General features: G+C 64.0%; 16 protein-coding genes. 3 read left to right on the forward strand and 13 right to left on the reverse strand.

Annotated elements, in window-relative coordinates; genetic code table 11:
• Together EV380_RS12970 and EV380_RS12975 are read right to left on the reverse strand one after the other, a co-directional pair.
• On the reverse strand, window positions 1–870 hold the full coding sequence (locus tag EV380_RS12970) for a carbon-nitrogen hydrolase family protein (RefSeq protein WP_102159813.1): 870 nt from the start codon (window positions 868–870) through the stop codon (window positions 1–3).
• Window positions 871–881: 11 nt separating this feature from the next.
• Window positions 882–2,399 (reverse strand): APC family permease, encoded by a 1,518-nt coding sequence (locus tag EV380_RS12975; protein WP_130451504.1) that lies wholly within the window; start codon window positions 2,397–2,399, stop codon window positions 882–884.
• 109 nt (window positions 2,400–2,508) lie between these two features.
• Here EV380_RS12975 and EV380_RS12980 point away from each other — a divergent pair, with 109 nt between their 5' ends.
• Window positions 2,509–3,120: a TetR/AcrR family transcriptional regulator gene (locus EV380_RS12980; RefSeq protein WP_165391961.1), complete on the forward strand. Its 612-nt coding sequence runs from the start codon at window positions 2,509–2,511 to the stop codon at window positions 3,118–3,120.
• A gap of 80 nt (window positions 3,121–3,200) precedes the next feature.
• Here EV380_RS12980 and EV380_RS12985 read toward each other — a convergent pair whose 3' ends face one another.
• The 3 genes from EV380_RS12985 to acnA form a co-directional block, all read right to left on the reverse strand.
• Window positions 3,201–3,866: a GntR family transcriptional regulator gene (locus EV380_RS12985; RefSeq protein ID WP_242607615.1), complete on the reverse strand. Its 666-nt coding sequence runs from the start codon at window positions 3,864–3,866 to the stop codon at window positions 3,201–3,203.
• A gap of 65 nt (window positions 3,867–3,931) precedes the next feature.
• Window positions 3,932–5,422, reverse strand: coding sequence for an FAD-dependent tricarballylate dehydrogenase TcuA (gene tcuA / locus EV380_RS12990; protein ID WP_130451506.1), 1,491 nt, complete (start codon window positions 5,420–5,422; stop codon window positions 3,932–3,934).
• A 229-nt stretch (window positions 5,423–5,651) separates the two neighbouring features.
• Window positions 5,652–8,357: an aconitate hydratase AcnA gene (gene acnA, locus EV380_RS12995; RefSeq protein WP_130451507.1), complete on the reverse strand. Its 2,706-nt coding sequence runs from the start codon at window positions 8,355–8,357 to the stop codon at window positions 5,652–5,654.
• Window positions 8,358–8,482: 125 nt separating this feature from the next.
• Here acnA and EV380_RS13000 point away from each other — a divergent pair, with 125 nt between their 5' ends.
• Window positions 8,483–9,598, forward strand: coding sequence for an isocitrate/isopropylmalate dehydrogenase family protein (locus EV380_RS13000; RefSeq protein WP_130451508.1), 1,116 nt, complete (start codon window positions 8,483–8,485; stop codon window positions 9,596–9,598).
• A 45-nt stretch (window positions 9,599–9,643) separates the two neighbouring features.
• Here the strand turns inward: EV380_RS13000 and EV380_RS13005 are convergent, their stop codons facing one another.
• The 5 genes from EV380_RS13005 to EV380_RS13025 form a co-directional block, all read right to left on the reverse strand.
• On the reverse strand, window positions 9,644–11,581 hold the full coding sequence (locus EV380_RS13005; protein WP_242607616.1) for a tripartite tricarboxylate transporter permease: 1,938 nt from the start codon (window positions 11,579–11,581) through the stop codon (window positions 9,644–9,646).
• 361 nt (window positions 11,582–11,942) lie between these two features.
• Window positions 11,943–12,455 carry an AbrB family transcriptional regulator gene (locus EV380_RS13010; RefSeq protein ID WP_165391962.1) on the reverse strand — a complete coding sequence of 171 codons (513 nt, stop codon included), beginning with the start codon at window positions 12,453–12,455 and terminating at the stop codon, window positions 11,943–11,945.
• 2 nt (window positions 12,456–12,457) lie between these two features.
• Window positions 12,458–13,048 (reverse strand): AbrB family transcriptional regulator, encoded by a 591-nt coding sequence (locus EV380_RS13015; protein WP_130451510.1) that lies wholly within the window; start codon window positions 13,046–13,048, stop codon window positions 12,458–12,460.
• A gap of 152 nt (window positions 13,049–13,200) precedes the next feature.
• Complete coding sequence (locus tag EV380_RS13020) at window positions 13,201–14,319, reverse strand: Bug family tripartite tricarboxylate transporter substrate binding protein (protein ID WP_102157612.1); 1,119 nt, start codon at window positions 14,317–14,319, stop codon at window positions 13,201–13,203.
• A 90-nt stretch (window positions 14,320–14,409) separates the two neighbouring features.
• The gene (locus tag EV380_RS13025; RefSeq protein WP_102157613.1) at window positions 14,410–15,555 is read right to left on the reverse strand and encodes a 2-methylaconitate cis-trans isomerase PrpF family protein; all 1,146 of its coding nucleotides are present in this window, start codon (window positions 15,553–15,555) and stop codon (window positions 14,410–14,412) included.
• Window positions 15,556–15,675: 120 nt separating this feature from the next.
• Here EV380_RS13025 and EV380_RS13030 point away from each other — a divergent pair, with 120 nt between their 5' ends.
• Entirely contained in the window at window positions 15,676–16,620 is a 945-nt protein-coding gene (locus tag EV380_RS13030) for a LysR family transcriptional regulator (RefSeq protein ID WP_102157614.1), read from the forward strand.
• Window positions 16,621–16,686: 66 nt separating this feature from the next.
• Here EV380_RS13030 and EV380_RS13035 read toward each other — a convergent pair whose 3' ends face one another.
• From EV380_RS13035 to EV380_RS13040, 3 genes are read right to left on the reverse strand one after another with little or no spacing between them, the layout of a single operon-like run.
• Window positions 16,687–17,853, reverse strand: a complete 1,167-nt coding sequence (locus EV380_RS13035) for a lipid II:glycine glycyltransferase FemX (RefSeq protein WP_242607617.1) — start codon at window positions 17,851–17,853, stop codon at window positions 16,687–16,689.
• A gap of 43 nt (window positions 17,854–17,896) precedes the next feature.
• Window positions 17,897–18,043 carry an MFS transporter small subunit gene (locus EV380_RS16640; protein ID WP_165391963.1) on the reverse strand — a complete coding sequence of 49 codons (147 nt, stop codon included), beginning with the start codon at window positions 18,041–18,043 and terminating at the stop codon, window positions 17,897–17,899.
• A gap of 16 nt (window positions 18,044–18,059) precedes the next feature.
• Complete coding sequence (locus EV380_RS13040) at window positions 18,060–19,442, reverse strand: OFA family MFS transporter (protein WP_207219494.1); 1,383 nt, start codon at window positions 19,440–19,442, stop codon at window positions 18,060–18,062.
• Between the last annotated feature and the right edge of the window lie 209 nt (window positions 19,443–19,651).

The raw sequence follows: 19,651 nt of genomic DNA on the forward strand, positions 1-19,651 counted from the left end.
TCAGCCTTCGCCCCGGAAGCGCGGCGGAAGCATCCTGGCTCCGCCGTACATCGGGAATTCAAGCCCCCCGCAGTGACCTGCGAGTTCTTCCCACGGTCGATTGATCCCGTGGGTTCCGTGCTCGCGAACGCGGGCCACATGATCCAGATCCAGCACGCCGAAGAGGACCTCATCAGTGGCGCCCGCGCGCTGCATGATCGTGCCCTCCGGATCAACCAGCACGCTTTCGCCGACGCCGCAGGGTGCAGAACCGTTGAGATTGACGATGAAAACCTGGTTGGTGAACGCGTTGGCCCGTGCCATGACGAGCTCCATTTCCCGGTCCCGCGTCGTGGTCAGCGTGGGTTGGATGATGACCTCGGCCCCCATCCACGCCAGCTGCCTGGCCACCTCGGGAAAGCTGCCGTCGTAGCAGATCGCCAAGCCGATGCGCCCGATTCCTTCGATGTCGAAGGTCGTGAACGTGCTGCCGGCGTCGAGAGTCTCGTACGGCCGCCACGGGAAGATCTTCCGGTATCGAGCAACAATGCTGCCGGTCGGATCGATCGCAATCGCCGTGTTGTACAGGTGCCCGTCGTGGCGCTCCACGAGGGAGCCCGGGACCAGCCAGATGCCCAGCTCCTGCGCGAGGACGCCGAGCCGATCCGTGACAGGGCCGGGAATCGTCGTCGCGGCGCGTTCGTTGAAATCGGGATCCGGTTCCAACATCGCCTTGGGCGCGCCGAGCAGCAGTTCGGGTGCCACGACGAGGTCGAGCCCCGGCTTCATCTCGACGAGACTCCGAAGCTGGATTTCGAACCTAGCGAGTGTCGCATCGATGTCGCCGGCGACGGGGCTGGTCTGGATCGCTGCCAGTTTGAGGTTGCGCATGGATGAATCCTTTATTCTGCAGGGTCGAGGACGTGGAAGTCGGTGCTGTCGGCGTTGCCGGTGGGGATGGTGCGGCGGCCGAAAAAGTCCGGAAGGAACCGGCGAACTGCCACGGTGATGACGGCACCGAGGGCAAGCGCACCCACTCCTATCCAGAAAACGGTGCCGACTCCGAGCCAGGAGGCTCCCACGTACTCAGGCCGGGCCATCTCAACGGCACTGACGACGAAGACGAAGAGCATGAGGATCGCGCCGAGGCCCGGCAGAACTCCGGCGAGGACGAACGTCCCGGGGTTCCGCATCGCTGGTCGGAAGTAGACGATCGCCGCGATGGCCGTGGCCGCGTAGTACACCGCCACCATGAGCCCGATCGAGAGCACCGCCAGCCCGACGAAGTCAGGTGAGATGAGAGTGAGGACAACAAGGGTCGCGATACTAAGGCCCGCCCACCAGATCGTCGCGGTACGCGGAGTGCTCCGCTTCGGTTCGACGGCGGCGATGGCACCCGGCAGGGCCCGGTAGGTTGCCATGCTGAGCCAAAAACGCGGCGTCGACATGGCTACTGTGAACAGCGCCGACAGTGCGGACAGCCCAACCGCCAGGGTGATGACTCGCCCGAAGAGGTCGCCGGTGGCCATCGGGCCGATGACGGAGAGGACGTCTTCGACAACGTCGTCGGACGTGATGAGATCGACGCCGCCGTAGGCCAGCGCGGCGACAGAAGCGAACACGTAGAGCACCAGCAGGATGACCGTGGAGACGATTGCCGCTCGGCCCGGCGTGCGGGAGCGATGGGTGGTCTCCTCATTGACTGCGATCAGCGCATCCCATCCCCAGTAGATGAACAGCGCCAGGACGACTCCAGCCACCAGACCAGCCGGATCCGCGCTCAGCGGGTTGAACCAGTCCAGTCGCACGGGCTCAGCACTGGCTGGCGCTGTGCCACTGGTGATCGCGATCATGACGCCGAGACAGAATCCGCCGATGGCGACGATCTGGAGTGCGATCAGCGCATACTGCACCCAGGAGGCGACTTCGATTCCGCGGACGGCCACAGCGGCGCTGACTGCGATGAGGACGATTGCGATGCTGATGGTCATTGCCGGGTTGGAGGCGATGGTCTCCAAGCCGGCAGCGCTCAGGAGGTAGATTGTCGCGACTTGGGCCAGAGCCGCCGTCGCGATGAACGTGGCGACCTGGGGAACCCACCCTCCGAAGAACCAGCCGGCCCCCGGACCCAAGGCGCGGGAGATCCAGACGAACACACCGCCGCAGTCGGGCATCGCGCGGTTCAGGTCACGGAAGGCGAACGCGGTGAACAGGATGGGGATGAACCCCAGGAGAAACGCCGCGGGGGCGTGGACTCCCACCGAGTCGACCACGAATCCCAAGGTCACGGCGAGGCTGTACGCCGGTGCGACGGCGGCGAGGCCGACCGCGACGATCCGCATCATCCCGATCGCGTTGCGTTTCAGGCCCTTGCCGCCGGGCGGCGCCGTGGCGGTAGACAGGTGGACAGATTCAGTCATGATGAGAGCTCCTCGTTTTATTTGAATGTGATTCAAATAACTGAAGAGCATTCAAACAACCGCCGCGCCGACTGTCAAGGGCTGACGTGAAATGGGGCACAATGGCAGGATGGGACGCCCGAACAGACAGGCCGAACGACGGGCCGAGATCCTCCGCGCCGCGAAGGCCGTAGCCGTACGCGACGGCGCCGCGGGCACCACCCTCCGGGCCATCGCCACGCAAGCCGGCATGGAGCCACCAGCTGTTCTCTACTACTACGCAGGCGTCAGCGAGATCATTCGAGAGCTCGTCTTCGCCTCTTCGGACGCGTTCATCGAACGCGTGGAGAGCGCCGTCGAAGAAGCCGCTGACCCCATCGCCGGCTTGCGGGCCGCTATTGTCGCCGGGACCACGGGCGGGCTGGACAGCCACGATTCGCGGGTCCTCTACGAGTTCTGGCCGGCCTCCCTGCGCGATGAGAGCATGAACGACGCCGACCGCGTCCTGGACCAGCGAGAAGCTGCGATTTACGAACGAATCATCCAGCGCGGCGTCGACAACGGGAGCTTCCGCCCGGCGCTCGAGCCACGCGATCTGGCGTCCGCACTGGTGGCCCTCGAAGACGGACTCGTCATGGACATCCTCAACGGAACCAAGTCGCGGGATGAAGTCGTCTCGCTCATCTGCGCCGTCGCCGAACGCCTGGTCGACACACCACTGACCAACACCGAACCCGGTTGAGCTGCTTCATCTCGCGCGCCTTCATGGAGATCTCGAAGGCCTTCGCGAGCGGACTGTACAGCCGGTAGTCCCCTCGCCGCCTAGTCCAGCGCCGACTTCCGCAACAGTTCCAGCCTCAGAGACCGTGCCGTTTCCATGTGATGGCGTGCGATCTCCCGCGCGTCGTCCGAGCGTTGTTCCGCAATGGCCTGCACAAGTGCAGCGTGCTCGTCGAGAGAACCCTCCCACCTGCCCTCGACGGAGAGCGTCGAATGCGGAGTGTGGACCAGATGCGTAGACAACCGCTCCAGCAGATCCTCGAGGATTCGATTGTGCGTTGCGGCCCAAACAGTCGCATGGAATTCGAGATTCGTTTTGATCCGCGTCAGGTCGGCCGGATCGCTCAGCCCACGGTCTCGATCCACGAGCGCTTCCAGCCGCATCATGTCCGCGGCCCCGCGGTTCCGGGCCGCCTGTCCGGCCGCCTCCTCCTCAAGCATGACCCGAAGATCGTAGATCTGGATGACTTGCTGCGGATCGACCTGGGGCACTTGCAGCCCACGAGTGGCACGCTCAAGAAGACCTTCGTGCTGGAGCCGGCCCAACGCTTCCCGCACGGGAGTCCGCGAGACACCAAATCTCTCGGAGAGTCCGACTTCTCGCAGAGCCGTTCCCGGAGGGTGGACCCCCGCGAGAATCTCATCACGCAGGGTGCGAAAAATTGCCTCGCGGTCGACACGTCCGGCGTGACCCGTGAGCTCTGACAATTTCCTTCTCCTCAACAGTGAAGCGGCCATCTGGCTGTCCAACCTACTACGAGGACAGTCTCACCCTACGCGCAGTTGCCGGCTCGACGTCCGAAGACCATGCCGGCAGCCAAACCGGTCCCCCCGGGATAATTTTCGCTGAACAAACCTCCGAGCATTTCCCCGCAAACGTAGAGCCCTCCGATGCACTCGCCCGCACTGTTGAGGACTCGTCCGTGCGTGTCGGCTTTGAGCCCGCCGAAAGTAAAGGTAATGCCGCATGTCACTGCGAATGCATAGTACGGCCCTGTCTGCAGCGGGGCAGCCCAGTTGCTCTTGGGCGGCCCGACATCGGCCAATCGACCGTCCTTGACGGTCGGGTCCCACGCGATACTGAGATCGATTGACTTGTTGAACGCCTGCACCGTCGCACCCAACGCTGCGGCGTCGATGCCGATCTTCCGAGCGAGCCCGTCGAGCGTATCGGCCTCAGCGACCGAAATGCCCGGCATGTCGTATTCTTCACTGCGCAGGAAGGAGCGTTGCTCCGCATCGAAGATCTGGTACGCGATGGATCCCGGCTGCCGCAGAATCTCCTTGCCGTATTTAGCGTAGGTGTAGTTGCGAAAATCTGCGCCCTCGTCCAAGAAGCGCCGACCCTCGGTGTTGACGATGATTCCCAGCGGGTACCCGCCGCGAGTGAGCCGGTTGGTCAGCTCCCTGTTGCTTTCGTTCTTTGCTGTAAACGCGTCCCACTGGACGCTGTGGCAGCTGCTCCAGTCGCCGCCAGGCACCGCTCCGATGTCGAGCGCCGCCCGAATCATGGCGCCGTCGTTGTACGGAGTGCCGCGCACCTTCGCGTTCTCCCAGCCGTCGCCTAAATACTGTTTGCGAAGCTCCGGATTCGCCTCGAATCCGCCAGCCGCCAGGACCACCGATTCCGCACGAATCCAGTCGACTCCGCCCGTCTCCGTCGCAAATTCGACGCCGACCACGCGGCCGTCCTCGACGACGAGTCCGGTGGCGCCGTGGCCGTAGCGGACGTCGACTCCCAGTTCACGCGCGACCCGCGTGTGATCCGCGATGAGACCCTCACCTCCACCGACATTGCCGACATGGAGACCACCCCAGAAGAGGTAGCCGCCCCCTGGACGCTGATACGCCTGGCGTTCGTACATCAGGCGGTATTTCACTCCGAGGCCGCTGAGCCACTTCACCGCTTCCTTGCTCTCATGGACCAGAACTTCCGTGAGATCCGAAGCATTGGCGCCATTCGTCACCTTGGCCAGGTCGGCGGCGTACTCCTCCGGCGAGTACGGGGGGACCTCCGTTTGCGAATGCCGGTCATCTGGCGCGATGAACGGCCTGAGGTCCGCCAAGCCATCATGGCTGATCCGCGTGGCGCCAGCCGTGTAGTAGCTGTTGCCGCCTGCCGTGTCTTCGTCGCCCTTTTCCAACACCACCACGGAACGCCCCCGCTCGGCGGCCGCGTGGGCGGCAGAGAAGCCGGCGTTCCCTCCGCCCACGACAACGACGTCCGCCTGCTGCGGCCGGTTATTCGAGCTGTGCACCTGCATTGTTTTCTCCCTCGACGATTCTGTACTCCACTGTATACAGTGGGACACAGTATGCGCAAGAGGCGGGCAGGTTTACTGTTCGACCGGCCTGACCGCCACGACGGGGACCTCAGCATCCCTCGTGACTCGCTGAGCGTCGTCTACGAGGATGAACTTGCCCATGCTGGATCTTCGCCGCGTAGATCGTCGAGCTGCCCTGCCGAAGCCAGGCAGGGGTCGCCCAGCGTGGCTACGAGTTGGCGATCTGGCGCAGTACGTACTGCAGGATGCCGCCATTACGGTAGTAATCAGCCTCACCCGGAGTATCGATACGGACAACCGCGTCGAACTCCACCGTGGAACCATCCTGCTTGGCAGCAGTCACCTTCAGCGTCGACGGCGTCGAACCATCATTCAACGCGGTCACACCCTCGATACCGAACGTCTCCGTACCATCCAAGCCCAGCGAGTCAGCCGACTCACCGGCCGGGAACTGCAGCGGCAGAACACCCATGCCGATCAGGTTCGAACGGTGGATCCGCTCGAACGACTCCGTGATCACGGCCTTGACGCCCAGCAGCGCGGTGCCCTTCGCAGCCCAGTCGCGCGACGAGCCCGAACCGTACTCCTTGCCGCCGAGGACGACCAGCGGGGTGCCGGCCTCGCGGTAGTTCTGCGCCGCGTCATACACGTACGACTGCGGTGCACCCTCCTGCGTGAAGTCGCGCGTGAACCCGCCCTCGACGCCGTCGAGCAACTGGTTCTTGATGCGGATGTTCGCGAACGTACCGCGGATCATGACCTCGTGGTTGCCACGACGCGAACCGTAGGAATTGAAGTCCTTGCGATCCACACCGTTCTCCAGCAGGTAACGCCCCGCCGGAGTATCCGACTTGAAAGAACCAGCCGGGGAGATGTGATCGGTCGTGACCGAATCACCCAGCTTCAGCAGCACGCGGGCCCCGGAGATGTCCGCCACGGCCTCCGGCTGCGCCTTCATACCCTCGAAGTACGGGGGCTTGCGCACGTACGTGGAATCCTCAGACCACTCGAACGTGTCGCCGGCCGGCGTGTCGAGCGCCTTCCAGCGGTCGTCGCCATCGAAAACGCCGTCGTAACCCTTGGCGAACATGCCCTCGTCGATCGAGGAGGCAATGACCTCCTCCACCTCGATCGGGGACGGCCAGATGTCCCGCAGGAAGACGTCATTGCCCTCGGCGTCCTGCCCCAGCGCGTCGGCCTCGAAGTCGAAGTCCATCGACCCGGCCAACGCGTACGCGATGACCAGCGGCGGGGACGCCAGGTAGTTCATCTTCACGTCCGGGTTGATCCGGCCCTCGAAGTTGCGGTTACCGGAGAGCACCGCGGTCGCGGCCAGATCGTTGGCCTGGATGGCCTCGGAGATCTCCGGATCCAGCGGACCCGAGTTGCCGATGCACGTCGCGCAGCCGTAGCCGACGACGAAGAAGCCCAGCTTCTCCAGGTACGGCATCAACCCCGACTTCTCGTAGTAGTCGGTGACGACCTTCGAGCCCGGGGCGACCGAGGTCTTGACCCACGGCTTCGAGGTCAGGCCCTTGTCCACGGCGTTGCGCGCGAGGATCGCCGCGGCCAGCATGACCGAGGGGTTGGACGTGTTCGTGCATGAGGTGATCGACGCGATCGAGACCAGACCGTGGTCCAGCGTGAACTCGCGGCCATCAGCCATCGCCACATCCACGGCCTTCGACGGACGGCCCACACCCAGCGCGTCGGCATCGCCGGCGGCGTAGTTGTGGATGTCCTTGCGGAACTGCTCCTTCGCGTCCGTGAGCTCGATACGGTCCTGCGGACGCTTCGGGCCGGCGATCGAGGGCACCACGGTCGACAGATCCAATTCGAGGTACTCCGAGAAACGCAGCTCGCGCGACGGATCGTGCCAGAGCCCCTGCTCCTTCGAGTACGCCTCCACCAAGGCCACGTTCTCCTCGGAACGACCCGTCAGGCGCAGGTAGTCCAGCGTGACGTCGTCGATCGGGAACATCGCAGCCGTGGAACCGAACTCCGGGGACATGTTGCCGATGGTCGCACGGTTGGCCAGCGGGACCGCGGCCACGCCCTCACCGTAGAACTCGACGAACTTGCCCACGACGCCGTGCTTGCGCAGCATCTCCGTGATCGTCAGCACCACGTCCGTCGCGGTCGCGCCCGCCGGGATGGAACCGGAGAGCTTGAACCCGACCACGCGCGGGATCAGCATCGAGACCGGCTGGCCGAGCATCGCGGCCTCAGCCTCGATACCACCGACACCCCAGCCGAGCACACCCAGACCATTGACCATCGTGGTGTGCGAATCAGTACCGACACACGTATCCGGGTACGCGCGCAGCACACCATCAACCTCGCGGGTCATCACGGTCCGCGCCAAATACTCGATGTTGACCTGGTGCACGATACCGGTCCCCGGCGGGACGACCTTGAAGTCATCGAACGCCGTCTGACCCCAACGCAGGAACTGGTAACGCTCCCCGTTGCGCTGGTACTCGATCTCCATGTTCCGCTCGAGCGCACCGGCATTGCCGAACGCGTCGATCTGCACCGAGTGATCGATGACCATCTCGGCCGGAGCCAACGGATTCACACGCGTCGCGTCCCCGCCGAGCTCCTTCACGGCCTCGCGCATCGTCGCCAGATCCACGACACAGGGCACACCCGTGAAGTCCTGCATGATCACACGCGCCGGAGTGAACTGGATCTCGGTATCCGGCTGGGCGTTCTCGTCCCACCCGGCCAAAGCACGGACGTGATCGGCCGTGATGTTCGCACCGTCCTCGGTGCGCAGCAGGTTCTCCAGCAGAACCTTGAGGCTGTAGGGAAGGCTGTCGGCGCCTTCAACGGCATTCAGCCGAAAAATTTCATATTCCTTGCCACTGACGTCTAAAACGCCCTTGGCTCCAAAGCTGTCCACGCTGCCCATTTCCATCTTCCTTTCGCGCGCCAGTCCGCTGCCAGTGTCGCTCCAAAGAGCAAACACAGTTAGTGTATACACTTGTACACAGTATTTCTTCCTTATTTGACTCGTTCCGCGTGAGGAGACCTCCCATGAGTCGCAGTCCAGACCACGCCGATACGACCCTGACCCCGGGACGCTCTCCAAGCGTTGCAGTGAAGGTCATCCCCGGCGACGGCATCGGCCCGGAACTGGTGCAGAGCGCCCTCGAAGTCATGCAATCCGCATGCTCCCTCCAAGGCGTCGAACTCCACACAACCGAAGAACCTGCAGGCGCTGGCCTCTACCGTGAAACCGGTGAAGCCCTCTCCCCCGGAGCCCTCGATCGGCTTCGCGCGGCCGACGGCATCCTCAAAGGCCCGGTCGGCCTGCCTGAGGTCAGGAAGACCGACGGTACGGAAGCCGGCCTTCTCGGCGGCCTCCTCCGCATCGGCCTCGACACGTTCGCCAATGTGCGGCCCATTCAGCTCCGCCGAGGAGTGGAAGCCGCGACGCGGTTCGAACCAGGGTCCATCGACTACGTCATCGTCCGCGAGAACACCGAAGGCCTCTATCTTTCGCGTGGGGCCGGTGTCCGCAACCACTATGCCGCCTCCGACCAGCTGCTCATCACCCGAGCAGGCACGGAGCGCATTGTCAGGTACGCATTCGACTACGCCTCTCAACGTAAAGGCGCACCGCGCGACGGTGTCAGCCGGGTGACCTGCGTGGACAAGAGCAACGTCCTTCGCAGCTTCGCGTTCTTCCGCGAGGTCTTCGATGAAATCGCCACCGAGTACCCCGACATCGAATCCGACCACATCTACGCCGATGCTGCGGCTCACGCCCTGGTGACCCAGCCGGACAGGTTCGACGTGCTCGTCATGGAGAACTTTCTCGGCGACATCCTCAGCGACCTCGGGGCGGGAACCGTGGGCGGCCTTGGCATGTGCCCGTCCGGCAATATCGGCCACCGCTCCGCCTACTTCGAACCGATTCATGGCAGCGCCCCGCAAATCGCGGGAAAGGACCTCGCCAACCCCCTGTCGCAAATCCTCAGTGGAGCACAGTTGCTCCGCCACGCCGGACAGCTCGCGGCAGCTTCATCCATCGAGAACGCAGTCGACCGGGCCCTCACAGCGGGTAGCATCACCCTCCTCCCCACCGGTTCTCCTGCGCGGGGAACAGCTGCCGCCACCCGCGCCGTCGTGGAGCGACTGCATGAATGAGGGCGGTGCTACCCACCGTCAGACCAGGGGTGAAACAACCCGGCCTCAAATCCCCAAGTAGATGTATCCGCGCGGCATGACGATCTGCGCGAACTCCTGGAGCGCTAGCAGAAAGGCCAGGACCACCAGCGGGTAGACGACGATCGTACGCATTCGAGCCTTGGCGACGAGCCAGAGGAAGAGCGGGACGAAAACCACGGTGCCAACGATCATGCCGAAGACATAGATGAGCGCAATGAACGCGAGAATCCAAAGCAACGCGACGGCCACGGTGCGCAGCAGCAGCAACCACTCTCCGCGGTCATGCCGCAGACCATTCCTCTTGTATTTGCGGAACTTGACGATATCGAGACACAAGGCGATCAAGCTCAGCACGGCCCCGATACCCGTCGCCAATTTCGGGAACAAGGCAGCGGCCTCGCTGTAGGAGCCGGCCATCAGAAACCCTCCACTGAAAAGCACCAGGAAGCCGGCACTGACGTAGATCGCCCCGGACCGCGGGACAGCCAACGCTTCCATGCCGGCCAATCCCCGAGCCACCTCAACAGCGTCAACCTTGCCCCGGAACCGAACACGCCGCACCAGGTCGAGGACCAGCGGCAGGATGAGAATGCCGAACATGACCAGGACTGCCGGTCGGGTGACCCATTCGTCGAAATCGTACAGATTGGACGTCAAGAAGTAGTAGCGCTCCAGTGGGAGGGCCAGTACGAACCCGATGAGGAACGGCGCACGAGGCACGCCGAAGGTCTTCATCAGCCAGCCGACGATGCCGACGAGAAGCATGACCCAGACGACCGGGAGTTCCAAGGGTTCCTGAAATCCGCTCATGAAGAGGATTGGAATGATCGCGGCAGCGAGGAGCGGGAACCGAATGAAACTCAACTTCGCAAGCGGCTTGGCCAGGACGAAACAAAACGCGGCACCAATGATGCTGGCGATCGCAAACGACCAGACGATCACGTAGACGACGTCGAGGTTCTGGGTCAGGATCCGCGGTCCCGGTTCGATACCGAAGATGAGCAACGCGCCGAGCAGCAGCGCGAAGGGCGCAGCGCCGGGAATTCCGAACAGCAGAGTCGGGATCAGCGCGCCCGCCTCGATCGAGTTGCCAGCACTAGATGGTGCAATGACACCGCGGGGGTCGCCCTTGCCGAACGCGACCTTGTCGTCGCCGCGGGCAGTCGCCTGCGCCTGCCCATAGGCCATCCAGGCACCAGCGGTAGCCCCGACGCCCGGCAGGATACCGATCGTGATGCCGGTCACCGCACCGCGCACCACATGGAACCAATGGCGAACGACGTCCTTGACGCCCTGACCCCATCCGGATCCAATACTTTCGACGTTGGAGATCGCCTTCTGCCGCGCCACCAGAGACATCACCTCGGCCACACCGAAAATACCGAGGGCCACGGCGACCAAGCCCAGCCCTTCGGTCAGGAACAGCGAACCGAAAGTGTACCGGTATTCAGGTGACGTTGGTGCCGCACCGATTTGCGCCAAGAGAATTCCCAGGAGACCCGCCATCAACCCCTTGAGAATCATCCCCTTCGACAGCATGGCCGTCAGGGCGATACCCAGCACCGTCAGCATGAAGATCTCCGGAGAACCGAGCATCATCACCAAAGGCCGTGCAATCGGGATGGCGAACGTCAGCGCGACAACACCGATGAGGCCTCCGACCATGGAGGAAAGGAAGGACGCCGAAAGAGCACGGGCTCCTTGGCCCTTCTTCGCCATTTCATGCCCGTCCAATAGCAGCGTTGCCGCCGCAGCCGAGCCGGGGATGCCTATCAAGATCGATGTCACTGCGTCGGACGTATGGACGACAGCTACCGCCCCGATGATCAATGCCATCGCCTGAGCCGGCTCGAGGATGAAGACGAACGGCAGAAGAACGGCGACCGCACCGGTTCCGCCCAACCCGGGGATGACCCCGATGGCTAGACCCGCGATCACACCGACGACCAGGAACAGGATCATGCTGGGGTCTAGAAACGAACCCAGCGCGTTGAGAGCCGCCTCCCACATTCTAGAAGCCACCTCCGTCGCTGAAATGCGCGCTCAGAACTTGTGAGCCGACGTCGCCCACGGCCATGGGAGCGCGCGATGCCTCTTCCGTCCGGACCCTTGGTTTAGATTGCATAATCCCTCGCATGGTTGTAAACGCGGATGTTTCCGAGAAACGAATGCCGCAGAACACTGAAAATGGAAAGCCAGTCGACCGACTGTGACCTGAATAACAGTAGTTGACCGACGACACTGAAGAAGAGTTAAGACAGCGCTGAAATCCTGCACGGGACCTTAAGCAATGCTTCATTCAAGCGTCCAAGGTCACCGAGGCTTAGTTTTCGGGGGGCCTGTCCCAGGTCTGGGCCCACCGTACGATCAGGGGCAATATCCACAGGCTCACAAGGAGTCTCGAGACGTGAATGCCGGCGACGAGAGCACTGTTAGCTTCCATTGCGGATGCCGCCGCGACCATCTCCCCGATTCCTCCGGGGACCATCCCGAGCAGTGCCTCGGACGAGCCGACCAGGTCGAGATGACTGAGGACCAGGGCCGTGCTGACTCCAACGGCGACCAAGGTCAGTACAACGAGAAGAGCCGGCACGATCAGCCTCCCCAATTGCCTCAGGAATCCCGGGAGCACGGACGCGCCCACTGCCGTGCCGACTAGGATCTGCGCGAAGAAGCTGACGCCATCCGGACGCCGGAGACCGTGGTCAAGAAGAACGCCCGTTGTCGCGGACCCCAGAATCGCGCCGACGATCGGCCACATCGGCAATCTGAACAGGCGGCTCACGAGTGCGCCGAAAGCTCCTCCTACGACCAGAAGCAAGAACTCGATCGACAAGATCAACCCCCCGTGATGAAGAGCAGAAAGGGCAGCACCACGAGAACCACCACCAAGACTCTGAACATGTGAATCGCCAGCACGACGTGCATTCGGGCCCCCTGACGCTGGGCTGCGACGGCCAGCTCGCTGATGCCTCCCGGCGCAACAGCCATCACCGCTGTCAGGGGATCGACGTGGTGTCGGCACACCAGATATCGCGCCAGCAGGACACTGCATCCGAGCATGACCAGCACCGCCGCGATCACCGGACCCAGAGCTCGAAGCAGGAGGCCGAGAGTTTCGCCGTCCAACTGCGCACCGGCGAGCACCCCGAGAAGAATCTGCCCGACGATGCGCACCATTGCTGGAAGTTGCCGCTGGCGCCGGCGGCCGCTCTCGGGAGAACTACGCGCTTGCGATCTCCGCACCACGACGTCTGCCAGCCTGTTGACGGCCATCGCCCCCAGCACCGCGCCGATCAGCGCGCCGGCCGGTACTTGCAAGAGTGCGAGCAGGCTCCCCCCTGCCAGGCCGCCGCCCAACAGGATCGCGGCGTCCAGTATTCTCTGCCCGCAAGATGGCTCGTCGGCTCCTGATGACCTCTCAGGCACGACCGCTCATCTCGCTTCCCAGCCGTTGAAGACGACGAGGGGCGCGAACAGTGCGGTCGCAATTCGACGCGTCTGGCCCGCCCACTGGGAATGACACCTCCAGCAAAACGCCGGGCGGGTCGGACCCGCCCGGCGCTGCTTGAACATGGAAGCTACTCCCCACTGACTGTCACGTCGTGTTTTTCCTCCAACAGATCCAACGTGTACTGACGGACTTCGTCCGAGATTTCGAAGGATTCACGCAATTCATCTTGCGCTTCCTCTCCGGAGACCAGCGGATAGCCGCCGAGGATGTCGTGGCTCTTCTCCTGGAAGTCCTCGTCTGCGGCGATCGCCCCCGCAGCGGCATGGAAGGCATGGACGATCGAATCAGGCGTATCCTCATTCACCCAGATGCCCTTCTGGTAGACGTACCCCGGCACGAGGAACGCCCGGTAGGCTTCGTACCCCTGTCCGCTCGGCTCCTCCCCATGGATTTGCTCGTAGGCTTCCTCGAGAGTGGGCAGATCCGGAAGAGCCGGATCACGTACCACTTCGCCATCCTCCAGGACGCCGAAGGAGAACAGCGGCACCGCCTTACCCTCATCGACAAGCGGCTCGACCTGGGTCTGATATGCGGACGTCGTCTGGTAGTCCATGTTCACCTCGCCGCGCTCAAGCGCCAGACGGGCCGGGCCGCGACCCTCGAATCCGAAAGTGGCATCGACATCGACACCGAGCACGTCCATAGCCTGCAGCAAGGTGAGGTCCAGACCCGTGGCACTGATTCCGCCGTAGGTCAGAGTCTCGGCGTAGTCCGCCAGATCCTGCACGTCTTGGATGCCCGTGGTGGACGAAACATAGACCACACCGCCCGTGCCGTTGAGCATCAGGGGTCGCATCTTCGCGAAGTCGAACTCCACCCCTGACTGGCCCAGAAGCGCCTGGAAATACGTAGTCCCAGACGTGACCAGCAACGATTCGCCGTTTGCGCCGCCGCTGTGAACGAACTCGTTGGAGCCTGTAACTGACTCTCCGCCCGGCACGTTCTCAACCAGCACCCGCGGCTCGCCTTCAACGTGGCTCTCAAGGTAGGGAGCCATGAACCGCGCCCACGTATCGGTTCCGCCACCGGCAGCGTACGGGACCACCAGCTTGACGCTCGAGGGGACTTCTCCGTCACCCATGTCCCGGTCACCCTGATCGGGCCCGCCGCAGGCGCTGAGCAGCAGCGCCGTAGCGACTGCGGCGCCGAGGACCGCCGCTGGATTCTTCCTCTTTAGCTTCTTCACACAATCTCCTCCTTGTTTTCTCCGCGCACTCTCTCTGCCTCGAGACCGCCGCTCGGGCCCACCGCGGCATCGACCGCCAGTGAACCCACGTCAGACTCCGAGCCGCTCGTCCGGCACCAGAACGTGCCCCTCCATCAGGCGGCGGGCTGTTCGATATCCCGAGACGCTGTTGACCTTCCATCCGTTCGGCCCCTGCTCGACATCTGCCGACATCTCCAGCAAGCCCGCCGGGTGACCGATGACAAACTCGTCGCCTGCTCGCCGTGCGACATCGTGAACCAGGGTGCCCGGCAGCTTTGCCGCTACGGCAGTAGCGATAGCACCGGTCAGTGGATACGAATTGTGGGTCGTGCCCATTGACATCATTGCCGCGCGGACACTGGACTCGCTCTCGGGGAACGTTCTCCCGTTGCTGGCCACGTAGGTTCGGGGCGCCCCGACGAGCGAAAGCTTGGGAACAGACGGCGTCACTTCTGTTGCTTCGCGCAGAGTGTCGGCAATGCCCGCCTTGACCGACGCATGAGCGCGGATGGACTCGATACGGGCAAGCAATTCACTGTCTGCATCGATCTCCGCCGGGAGCTCCAACCCGCTGAGTCCCAGATCGCTCCACCGTACGAAAACTAACGGGTTGGCCGCGTCGACGATCGATACGGGAATGGTTCCCACTTCCGGTACTTCGAGCTCGTCGAGCACGTTCCCGGTGGGGAGGAGCTTACCCGTGACCGCCCCTCCTGGCTCCATGTAATCGAGCCGGACCTGGGATCCGGTGCCGGGAATCCCCGGCAACTCGAAGGTGCCGTTCGGATTGAACCGACCGTTCCGAGTTGGAACGTGGGCGACGATGACCTTGTTCGTATTGAGGTTGAGGAACCGGACCTTGGTCACGGGATCAGTGGCTTCGACCATGCCCTCGTCAACGGCGAAAGGCCCGACGGCGGACGAGATGTTCCCGCAGTTTCCCCGCCGGTCGACCAACGGCTGATCGATGCTCACCTGGCCGAAGTCATAGGTGACGTCAACCCCGTAGGGCCGGCCGTCTCCGATGACGGCCACTTTGCTGGTCGTGGAGACAGCCCCTCCCAGTCCGTCGATCTGGCGCCGATACGGATCGGGGCTGCCGAACGCCGCGAGGATGAATCTGGCGCGGAACTCGGGATCCTCCGGAAGGTCCCTCTCGTGGAAGAAGAGGGCCTTGCTGGTACCTCCGCGCATGACCACAGACGCAATACGCATTCAGGTCCCTTCGTTGGCTGTGAAACTCTGCTTTTCAGTTGCGATGCAATAAGTCTCACTCCGCCCCTCCACTTAAGCAATCACTAATAAGTGCAGGAGTCGTTAAGCTATACTTAAATCATGATCAAAATTTCGAGTTCTGAACGGATTCTTCTCCTGTCCGACGTGGCTCGCTTCGGGACAATGACGCTGGCGGCCGAGGCACTCGGATACTCGGTCTCCGCGATCTCCCAGCAGGTCCGAAAACTGGAAGCAGAAGCTGGGCAACCACTGCTCCAACGCCACAGTCGCGGCATCTTCTTGACAGATGCCGGGAAGTCGGTCGTCGAGCACGCCGAGCAGATCCGGGGGCGCCTGAAGTCACTCCAGTACTCCCTGGATGACATCGCGGGACTACGCGCCGGCACGCTGGCGATGGGCACGTTCCCCACCGCTGGCGCGTCACTGGTTCCCCTCGCGATCAACCGCTTCCGCAGGGAGCACCCCGGCGTCGATCTGACGGTGCGCAGCGTCCGGATCGACGCACTGCTCAAGATGCTGACAACACGGGAGATCTCCCTGAGCCTGCTTTGGGACTACCACTGGTCTCGCCTGGACACGCCCGAATTGGAGCTCATCCACCTGCTGGATGACCCCACGGACCTCGTCGTCGCCCCGTCTCACCCCTTGGCCTCGCGGGAGTCCGTCTACATGTCAGAGCTCCTCGACGAGCTCTGGGTGGTCCGGGCCGGGCAGCATCCGATGATCGAGGTGCTCGTTCGGGCAGGGAACCACGTCGGCTTCCAGCCGAACATCGCCTACGAAGCCAACGACTACCAGGAGGCGCAGGCCATCGTCGCCGTGGGCATGGGCGTCGCACTCGTCCCCAGGCTGGCCTTGACGGTGCTGCGCGATGACGTACGGGTGATCCCCCTCGCAGGCGAAGCACCGCAACGACGTATCCTGCTGGCACGCATGGCCGACACTCCGCCGACCGCAGCGGAGGCCTCCATGACGGCGATGCTCAAGGAAGCCAGCCGTCGACTCGTGGCGCAGCGCGTGAGCCAGACACCCGAGGCCGGCTAGAGCGCACGCTCACCAACGCTTCGACCGCCCGGACGACTAAGAGTCCACGCGCGGCGCGTGACTCCCCTACTTCTTCTCGCGCGCCTTCATGTAGATCTCGAAGGCCTTCGCGAGCGGCTTGTTCAGCCGGTAGTCCCACTCGCCGAGTGTCTGCACGACGTCGCAGCCGAGCGTCGTCTTAAACAGCGTGAGCCCGGCCAGGTGGTGGTCGCGGCTCAGCGTCGGCGAGACGCCGCCGTGGTCCAGATACGCACAGCCGGCAGCGAGCGAGTCCTCGATCATCCGGTGGATGAGCGCCTTGGGAGCGAAGAGCTTGCGCTCCTGGGACGACGACGCCCCGTACACGTACCAGGATCCCTCGCCGGACTGGACGCGGATCGCGGAGGCCAGGTCTCGACCTTCATGCACCGCGAAGTAGAGCGTGCACGTGCCCGGCGCATGCGCGTTGAGCTCGTTGTACATCGTGGTGAAGTACGACGCCGGCCGGCCTGTGAAGCCGTCGCGCTCGGCGGTCTCCCGGTACAGCGCGTGAAAGCGCTCGACGTCGTCGACCCCGCCCACCTGGACCTCGAGCGGCCCGGAGGCCGCCTTGCGGGTCTCGCGGCGGGCGTTCTGGTTCATGCCGGCGAGCACGCCGTCGACGTCGAGCGCCTCGCCCTCGAGGGTGCGCAACGGGATGCGGGCCTGGAATTCCGGCTGGCCCGCGGCGAAGTCCTCGCTGACATCGGGCTTCGTCCAACCCGCTGCCTTTAGCTCCGCGGCGACGAACGCAGCCTGCTCGTCGGCGAAGACCGCGTCCAGCCCGGTCATCAGTTCGGGGGTCGGCGCGTCCGACTCCTTCTTCTTGCCGGAGAGCGCCTTGCGCACGTCGGCCGCGCGCCATTCGGCGCGCACTCCGGGCACGCCCATGCGGACCAGGAAGGCGCCCCCCGCTTTGAGGTGCGCCAGCAGCGGCCGGGTCACCTCCGCCGTCGTATTGGAGGTGAAATCGACGACCGGCCCCTCGGGGATGTACGCCAGCGTCCGCTTCAGCACCGGCAACGGCCGGTGCAGGACCTGTGCCGAGCCGACGAGTTCGTCGCCGGCGAAGAAACCGACATACTCGGGTCGCCATTCGCGCTTCACGCGGGCCCAGGCGGGCAACTGCAGGAAGCTCGCATCCGGGCGGGACGCGAGGTGGTCGCGGTGTTCGTCGACGGTGATGCGGCGGACCGAAAGCTGGGTATCTGGCACGCGATTCAGCATAACGCGGGGAACCGGCCGCGCCCCGGACGACTCAGCCGGTGAAGAGTTGGAGGACCGCCTTGACTGCATGAAACAGGCCATAGGCGAGCGGCACCGACACCACGGTCCACGTCAGGACCAGAGCCGGCCGATAGCTCGTGCTCGTCTTCTCGCCCTGCGGGGCCTCGACTTCCGACATCGCTCCCACTTCCTTCCTAGTCTCTCGCGCCGGACGGCGCCGGCTCGGAGGCCGCCTCGCCCCGCTTCGGCTCGTGCCACCGTGAGGCCACGGGGCGGATCAGCAGGTTGGCGACGAAGCCGACGGCCAGAATGCCGACCATGGTGAACAAGGCCGGCCGGTAGTCGGCAGCGGTCAGCTCCCCCGGAGTGCCCTGGGCGTCGAGGATGCCGTTGACGATGAGCGGCCCGAGGATGCCCGCAGTGGACCAGGCAGTGAGGAGCCGGCCGTGAATCGCGCCCACCTGGTAGGTGCCGAAGAGGTCCCGCAGGTAGGCGGGCACCGTGGCGAAGCCGCCTCCGTAGAAGGAGATGATGACGGCGCACAGGACGACGAACAGGGCCGTGGACGTGCTGCCGATCGTTGCCAGCAACAGGTAGATCGCGATGCCCGCGCCGAGGTAGAGCATGTAAGTGGGCTTGCGGCCCATGACGTCCGACGCCGAAGACCAGACGAAGCGCCCCACCATGTTCGCCACGGACAGCAGGCCGACGAATCCGGCGGCAGCCACTGCGGTCACGGCGACCGTGGAACCCGAGGAGAAGTAGTCCTGGATCATCTCGGCCGCCTGCTCGAGGATGCCGATGCCGGCCGTGACGTTGCAGGCGAGGACAATCCACAGCAGCCAGAACTGCGGCGTCTTGATCGCATTCGCCGCCGAGACATCCGCGTCGGTCACCATGGCCTTGGGCTTGATCGTGCTCGGATCGAAATGCGGAGGCTTCCACCCCGGTGCCGGAACACGAACGGTGAAGACGCCCATCATCATGACGACGAAATAGGCGATGCCGAACGTGACAAAGAGCTTGGCGACGGCGTCGCCCCCGACGACGCCGTCGGATCCGTACCACGAGAGCAGCTGGCGGGAGAGCGGCGCGGCGACCATGGCCCCGCCGCCGAAGCCCATGATGGCCATGCCCGTGGCCAGGCCCGGCCGGTCCGGGAACCACTTCATGAGCGTGGAGACCGGGGAGATGTAGCCGAGCCCGAGGCCGATACCGCCAATGACCCCGTAGCCGAGGTAGACGAGCCAGAGCTGGCCGGCGGAGATGCCGGCGGCGGCGACGAAGAAGCCGACGGCCCAGCAGCACGCGGCGGTGAACATGGTCTTGCGCGGGCCGACGCGCTCCACCCACGTGCCGAAGACCGCAGCGGAGAGACCGAGCATCACGATGGCGATCGAGAAGATCACGCCGATGGCCGTCAGACTCGTCCCGAAGTGCTCGCGGAGCGCCTCCTTGTAGACGCTCGTCGCATACACCTGCCCGATGCACAGGTGGACCGCGAGCGCGGCCGGCGGGATCAGCCATCGACTGTATCCGGCAGGGGCAACCGTGTGCTCCCGGTCCAGGAATTTCAGCACAGCCACGGGGAACCTCCTGATCAGGTCGGCCCGGCGGCCGGCTGGGAATCAAATAGTGAAAGAAGTCACTCGCACTCCCGAACGAACCTAGGGGCCCGAGACGGGGCCGTCAAGCCCGTCGGGCAGATCTCTAGTCGTAGTGCGCTCAAGTTGCTACCATAGTGAAGTAAGCTGCACTATTGGGGTGACCCAAACCACCGAGGGCG

This window comes from Zhihengliuella halotolerans, assembly GCF_004217565.1.
Lineage (GTDB): Bacteria > Actinomycetota > Actinomycetes > Actinomycetales > Micrococcaceae > Zhihengliuella > Zhihengliuella halotolerans.

Coding starts and splice junctions, on each gene's coding strand:
- EV380_RS12970 (WP_102159813.1), bottom strand. CDS start 870: ATGCGCAACCTCAAACTGGCAGCGATCCAGACCAGCCCCGTCGCCGGC.
- EV380_RS12975 (WP_130451504.1), bottom strand. CDS start 2,399: ATGACTGAATCTGTCCACCTGTCTACCGCCACGGCGCCGCCCGGCGGC.
- EV380_RS12980 (WP_165391961.1), top strand. CDS start 2,509: ATGGGACGCCCGAACAGACAGGCCGAACGACGGGCCGAGATCCTCCGC.
- tcuA (WP_130451506.1), bottom strand. CDS start 5,422: ATGCAGGTGCACAGCTCGAATAACCGGCCGCAGCAGGCGGACGTCGTT.
- acnA (WP_130451507.1), bottom strand. CDS start 8,357: ATGGGCAGCGTGGACAGCTTTGGAGCCAAGGGCGTTTTAGACGTCAGT.
- EV380_RS13000 (WP_130451508.1), top strand. CDS start 8,483: ATGAGTCGCAGTCCAGACCACGCCGATACGACCCTGACCCCGGGACGC.
- EV380_RS13005 (WP_242607616.1), bottom strand. CDS start 11,581: ATGATCCTGTTCCTGGTCGTCGGTGTGATCGCGGGTCTAGCCATCGGG.
- EV380_RS13025 (WP_102157613.1), bottom strand. CDS start 15,555: ATGCGTATTGCGTCTGTGGTCATGCGCGGAGGTACCAGCAAGGCCCTC.
- EV380_RS13030 (WP_102157614.1), top strand. CDS start 15,676: ATGATCAAAATTTCGAGTTCTGAACGGATTCTTCTCCTGTCCGACGTG.
- EV380_RS16640 (WP_165391963.1), bottom strand. CDS start 18,043: ATGTCGGAAGTCGAGGCCCCGCAGGGCGAGAAGACGAGCACGAGCTAT.